Below are 5,772 nucleotides of genomic sequence, written 5' to 3'. Positions count from 1 at the left end.
AAATAGAATTTTAATTTATAGCAATTTAACAAAAATAAAAATTCCTTCAGCATAAAGCTGAAGGAACAAAAACATTATTTATTTTTTTATTTTTCTCCACCAACACCAGTTGACAAAGAACCTATATAATTAAATATTTCTGTGTTATTTGTTTCGTTATGTAATTCATGTCTACAATCTTCAAAAAATTTCAACTTTAAATTATTGAATTTTAAATTAAAATAGAAATTTTTTAGTGAAATAATATTTTTTTTAAAGTTCCCCACAGGATCCAAAGAACCACTAATAATTAAAATTGAAATATTTTTACGAATATTTTTAAATGAATTAATATTATAAAGGTTATCTAAAAAAAAGAAAAAATTCTTATAAAAACTACTAGAATAAATAAAACCTGTTAATGGACTAGAATTATACTCTTTAACAGAATTAAGGTTTCTAGTTAACCAACTATTTTTAAGATTATCTTTTTTGAATTTATTGTTATATCCTAAAAATATTATTTTATGAATAAAGGGAGCTTTTTTATTTTTATAGAGTTTATTAAAAAAAAACGAGAAATATCTAGCGAATTTCCAAAGAAAAAATGGTTTATATGAGGAACCTGCAAAAATATATCCACTAATTATATTAGAGGAAGTTTTCATATGTTCTTGCCCTATAAAAGATCCCATACTGTGAGCATATATATATATTGGAATATTTGGATATTTTTTTATTAATTGTTTGGAAAATAAAATTTGATCTTTAACTAAAGTTTCAAAATCATTCTCAAACATTCCCAAATTATTAATAAATTTTTTTCCATGATATTTATGTTCCTTGATGAAAACTAAATAGTTATTTTTTTCAAAAAAATCAACTAAATTAGAGTATCTTTCTTTAGATTCACTCATTCCATGTATTATTTGTATGATACCATTAATATTTTTCATAATTTTCCTTTTTGTTTTAGTCTAAATGAGAAGTATTTGAAAAATCTAAAATTTTAAATTCATTATTAGTGTACTCAATAACTGTATAACTTGTATTTTTAGGAACGTTTTCTTCTCCAAAATATTCGATTCCTTCTTTTTTTATAAAAGCAAAAATAGCTTCAAGTAAAATTCCGTGAGAGACAATAAGCAGTTTATCGTTTGGACTATGTTTTTTAGTTAGAGCTAAAAGACCAGTTTTCGCTCTATTATAAACGTTTTCAAATGATTCTCCATTGAAATCCTTTGGGTCATAATTTTTCCCATCCTTCCAAAGATTATAAAATTGTACAGGATGAGCTTTTTCAAAATAATCCCTAGGAACTCCTTCCATATCTCCCATATTTATTTCACTAAAATTTTCAATAGTTTCTATTTTTGGATTTATTCTATCTTCAGTTAAGATTGCTAAAGTTTCCTTGGCTCTTCCTAAGGGAGAAGAATAAAAATGTGTAAAATCAATTGAATTAAGTTTTTCTTTTAATTTTTTAGTTTGGTTTTTTCCAAGTTCTGTAAGGGGAGAATCTTTAATACCTTGAAAAATTTTATTTTTATTCCAAACAGTTTGCCCGTGTCTAACAAAGTAAAGTATCATATTGTATAATAACCTCCATAAAAATATAAAATATCTTTTATAAACTAGATATTTTTAGTATAATAGTTATGATTAACTTAGTATATTTTACACAAAAACTAGGAGGATGTAAAATGAAATTTTTAGGAGTAATACCAGCAAGATTTGGATCAAGCAGATTAGAAGGTAAACCGTTGAAAGATATTTGCGGTCATACAATGATAGAGTGGGTTTATAAGAGAGCTAAAAAATCTAACTTAGATGATGTTATTGTAGCTACAGATGATGTTAGAATTTATAATGAGGTTTTAAAATTTGGTGGGAAAGCAATGATCACAAGAAAAGATCATGAAAATGGAACTAGTAGAATAGCAGAGGTTTGTGAAAAAATAGATGGAGTTGATGTTATAATAAATATTCAAGGGGATGAGCCATTAATTGAAAAAGAAATGATAAATTCTTTGATTAATGCATTTAAAATAGAACCAGAATTAAAAATGGCAACATTAAAACATAAATTAAGTGCAATGGATGAAATTAAAAACCCAAATAATGTTAAAGTAATAACAGATAAAAATGATTATGCACTATATTTTTCAAGATCAGTAATTCCTTACCCAAGAAAAGAAAATTTAAATAATTATTTTAAGCATATAGGAATTTATGGTTATAAAAAAGATTTTGTAATAGAATATTCTAAGTTGCCACAAACTTCTTTAGAAATATCAGAATCCTTAGAACAATTGAGAGTTTTAGAAAATGGATATAAAATAAAGGTATTAGAAACAAACTTTCAAATAGTAGGTGTTGATACAAAACAAGATTTAGAAAAGGTACAAGAGGTAATAAAATTAAAAAAAATAAATATTAATGAGGGGTAATATATGAAAAAAATATGTAGAGTTTTGGTCACGTTAATGTTTATATTTTTAGTTGGGTGTTCTAATAATTCAACTAAATATAAGAGCAATTCTAAAGAAGTTTATATGAAGAATAGGGTAACGTATTTTGAAGATTATGGGTATCCAAAACCTACAATGAAGGTAGGAGTGGCACTTCCATATTTACAAGCAACTAGTCATATGAAAACTGGAAAATTTTTAAATAGATATAGTGAAAAAAAAGTTTTAGATTTCTTTAAAGATTTAGATGTTAAAGGTTACGGTGATAATTCATATTATTGGAGATGGTATTTTACAGTTGATAAAAATACCTATAGCAAAGGAATAGGAAAAGCTCTAGCTCAAGCTTCAAAATCAAGATACAATCATGTATATACATTGTACAATGGGAAATGGATATATAAAAGTTTAAACTATAATTCTCTTGGAACATTAGAAGATATAATCGTTATGGAAAGAGGTAAGTCAGGAGTAGTAACTTATTTATTAATTAAAGGAAGTAATGGTACATACCTATTAAAGGGAGAATATACAGTAAGAAAAGTTTTAGGATTGAATAGGACAAATTTAGGAAAAAAAATAGAGCTTCATCTATCAAAAAGTGGAACAGGGGGGTACTCAAAAAAAGTATCTTTAAAGAATCCTAATCTTTTATTGTCAGGTTTTTTAGCTGTTGAAAAAAAAGGAAATCACTTTAATATCTATGGTGGAGGATATGGACATGGAGTTGGAATGTCCCAGTATGGAGCTAATGATTTAGCCAAAAATTATGGGTACAGTTATAGTAAAATTTTAAAAACCTACTATAAAGAAATAACTTTTAAAAATATGTATAAAATCAAGGGAGTTTCTAAGAATATAAGAGTGGGACTTACTACCACAGGTTTTGGAAGTTTAGATCATAGAAGTTTAACAATGTTTTCAACAAGTAAAGCTGAAATTTGGAATGGATGGATGAAAATAAAACTTTCTCCAAGGGATAAAATTAAAGTAATAGCCAATGGCAGAAGACAGATTCTTTATGTAAATGGAAAGAAAAGAGTGGAAACAGTTGGACAATTAAATTTTAAAAGTTCAAATAAAAAGTTTGTAATAACAAGTATAAGAAGAGCACAAAGAAAAACAAGATATCCAATTTACAGGGGTAAAATAGAAACACATTTGTCTAAGACCAATGCTCATAGAATAAGAGTTATAAATGAAGTTTATTTAGAAGATTATTTAGTTCAAGTTGTTCCTAGTGAAATGCCAAAGGGATTTGGACTAGAAGCTTTAAAAGCTCAAGCTATAGCTGCAAGAACTTATGCTTTAAATGACTATTTAAAAGCAAAATATAAAAAAGAGGGATTCCATGTTAGAGATGATACATATAGCCAAGTTTATAATAGAATAGATACTAATGAAGATACTATAAAAGCTGTAAAATCAACATATGGAAAGGTAATGCTATATAATGGAAAACCTATTGATGCTAAATATTATTCAACTAGTTGTGGATATGGAGCAAGTTCACAAAATGTTTGGTAGAAAAATTTAGAGGGGGAAACATAGAGTGAAAAAGTTATTAAAAATTTTAATTTTATGTTCTATATTTTTAAGTGCATGTGGAAAAAAAGAGTATGTACCAGGAACATATGTTGGAGAAGAGAAACTCTATAAAAGTAAAATAGAAGTTAAATTAACATTGGATGAGAAAAAGAAAATAAAAAATATAACTGCTTTAGTTCATGGAAAAGAAGAAATAATAACAAAGGAAGCTCTTTTAATTTTAGTACAAGAAGTTAATAAAACAGGTAGTGTAAAAGTAGATGGAATAGCTGGAGCCACATATACAAGCATATCCTTTGAGAAAGCTTTAAAAAAAGCTTTAAAAAAATCTGGATTAAAAGAAGAAGAAATTGTTAAAAAAAATGAGACATTATTAAAAAATAAATATGAGATATTAAATACAGATGTTATAGTTGCTGGTGGAGGTGGAGCTGGAATGGTTTCAGCTTCAGTGGTTAAAGAATTAGGAAAAGATGTGATAATTTTAGAAAAATCAAAAATATTAGGTGGAAATACTGCTAGATCAACAGGTGGAATAAATGCTAGTAATACAAAGTATCAAAAAGAAGAGGGAATAAAAGATTCAAAAGAATTATTTTTTAAAGATACTATAATAGGTGGACACAAATTAAATAATAAAAATTTAGTGAGAACTTTAGTGGAAAATTCCAATGAAACAATAAAATGGTTTGATTCTATAGGGGCAAAGTTTACAGACGTTGGAAAAATGGGAGGAGCTAGTGTAAGAAGAGCTCACAGACCTGTTGATTCAAAAGGTTTGAAATTACCAATTGGAACAGTTATGGTTGAAAAGTTAATAGCCCATTGTAAAAAATTAAATATAAAAATAATTACAGAGGCCAAGGTGGAATCTTTAATTATTTCAGATGGAAAAGTTGTAGGAGTACGAGCTATGAAATCAGATGGAACTAGATTAACTGTAAATTCAAAGGCAGTCATTTTAGCTATGGGTGGCTTTGGGGCTAATAATAAATTAGTTTCAAAATATCGTCCAGAATTAAAAGGTTTTATTACCACTAACGCTCCATCAATAACAGGTGATATTGTTAATATTGGTGAAAAAATAGGGATCTCTTTTATTCATATGGATCAAATTCAAATTCATCCAACTGTTAGAAAGGAAGATGGTGTTTTAATTTCAGAATCTTTAAGGGGAGATGGAGGAATATTAGTGAACTATAAAGGTGAGCATTTTATAGATGAGCTAGAAACTAGAGATGTTGTTTCAAAAGCAGAAATTTCCCAAAAAGGAAGTTTTGCTTGGCTTATAGTGGATAAAAAAATGTATGATAAATCCAATGTTATTAAAGGATACGATGAAAAAGGATATTTTATTAAAGGAAAAAACGTTGCAGAATTATCTAAAAGTATAGGAACAGATTATAATATTTTAAAGAAAAATTTAAAATTAAGTAATCCTCCATATTACGCAGTAAAAGTTTCTCCAGGAATTCATCACACTATGGGTGGAGTTAAGATAAATTCAAAAGCTCAAGTAATTGATAAAAATAATAATGTAATAAAGGGATTATTTGCTGCAGGGGAAGTAACAGGGGGAATACATGGAGCTAATAGATTAGGTGGAAATGCATTGGCTGATTTGGGAACCTTTGGGAGAATAGCAGGAAAAAATGGTTCTTTGTCAACTGGTGTTGGTGGAGAAAAATAAAAAAATAAATAATGTTTTTGTTCCTTCAGCTTTATGCTGAAGGAATTTTTATTTTTGTTAAATTGCTATAAATTAAAATTCTAT

5 protein-coding genes are annotated in these 5,772 nt (G+C 27.0%); 3 read left to right on the top strand and 2 right to left on the bottom strand.

Going from position 1 to position 5,772, the window contains the following annotated elements:
• Positions 1-86: 86 nt before the first annotated feature.
• Both GIL12_RS09755 and GIL12_RS09750 read right to left on the bottom strand, forming a co-directional pair.
• Entirely contained in the window at positions 87-935 is an 849-nt protein-coding gene (locus GIL12_RS09755) for an alpha/beta fold hydrolase (RefSeq protein ID WP_163470285.1), read from the bottom strand.
• 16 nt (positions 936-951) lie between these two features.
• Entirely contained in the window at positions 952-1,569 is a 618-nt protein-coding gene (locus GIL12_RS09750) for a histidine phosphatase family protein (protein WP_163470284.1), read from the bottom strand.
• Between the two features lie 113 nt (positions 1,570-1,682).
• Between GIL12_RS09750 and kdsB the strand changes: the two genes are divergently transcribed.
• From kdsB to GIL12_RS09735, 3 genes are read left to right on the top strand one after another with little or no spacing between them, the layout of a single operon-like run.
• A complete protein-coding gene (gene kdsB, locus GIL12_RS09745) occupies positions 1,683-2,429 on the top strand; it encodes a 3-deoxy-manno-octulosonate cytidylyltransferase (RefSeq protein WP_163470283.1) in 747 nt (248 codons plus the stop codon).
• 3 nt (positions 2,430-2,432) lie between these two features.
• Positions 2,433-3,977, top strand: coding sequence for a SpoIID/LytB domain-containing protein (locus GIL12_RS09740; RefSeq protein ID WP_163470282.1), 1,545 nt, complete (start codon positions 2,433-2,435; stop codon positions 3,975-3,977).
• A 25-nt stretch (positions 3,978-4,002) separates the two neighbouring features.
• On the top strand, positions 4,003-5,688 hold the full coding sequence (locus GIL12_RS09735) for a flavocytochrome c (RefSeq protein ID WP_163470281.1): 1,686 nt from the start codon (positions 4,003-4,005) through the stop codon (positions 5,686-5,688).
• The last annotated feature ends 84 nt before the right edge of the window (positions 5,689-5,772 follow it).

It is taken from the genome of Fusobacterium sp. IOR10 (assembly GCF_010367435.1).
Taxonomy (GTDB): domain Bacteria; phylum Fusobacteriota; class Fusobacteriia; order Fusobacteriales; family Fusobacteriaceae; genus Fusobacterium_B.
The sequence above is the reverse complement of the archived record's forward strand: the minus strand, read 5'-3'. Positions and strand labels throughout refer to the sequence as shown.

What these genes read in the sequence shown, in the direction of transcription:
- GIL12_RS09755 (WP_163470285.1), bottom strand. Translation starts at nt 935, where the DNA reads ATGAAAAATATTAATGGTATCATACAAATAATACATGGAATGAGTGAA.
- GIL12_RS09750 (WP_163470284.1), bottom strand. Translation starts at nt 1,569, where the DNA reads ATGATACTTTACTTTGTTAGACACGGGCAAACTGTTTGGAATAAAAAT.
- kdsB (WP_163470283.1), top strand. Translation starts at nt 1,683, where the DNA reads ATGAAATTTTTAGGAGTAATACCAGCAAGATTTGGATCAAGCAGATTA.
- GIL12_RS09740 (WP_163470282.1), top strand. Translation starts at nt 2,433, where the DNA reads ATGAAAAAAATATGTAGAGTTTTGGTCACGTTAATGTTTATATTTTTA.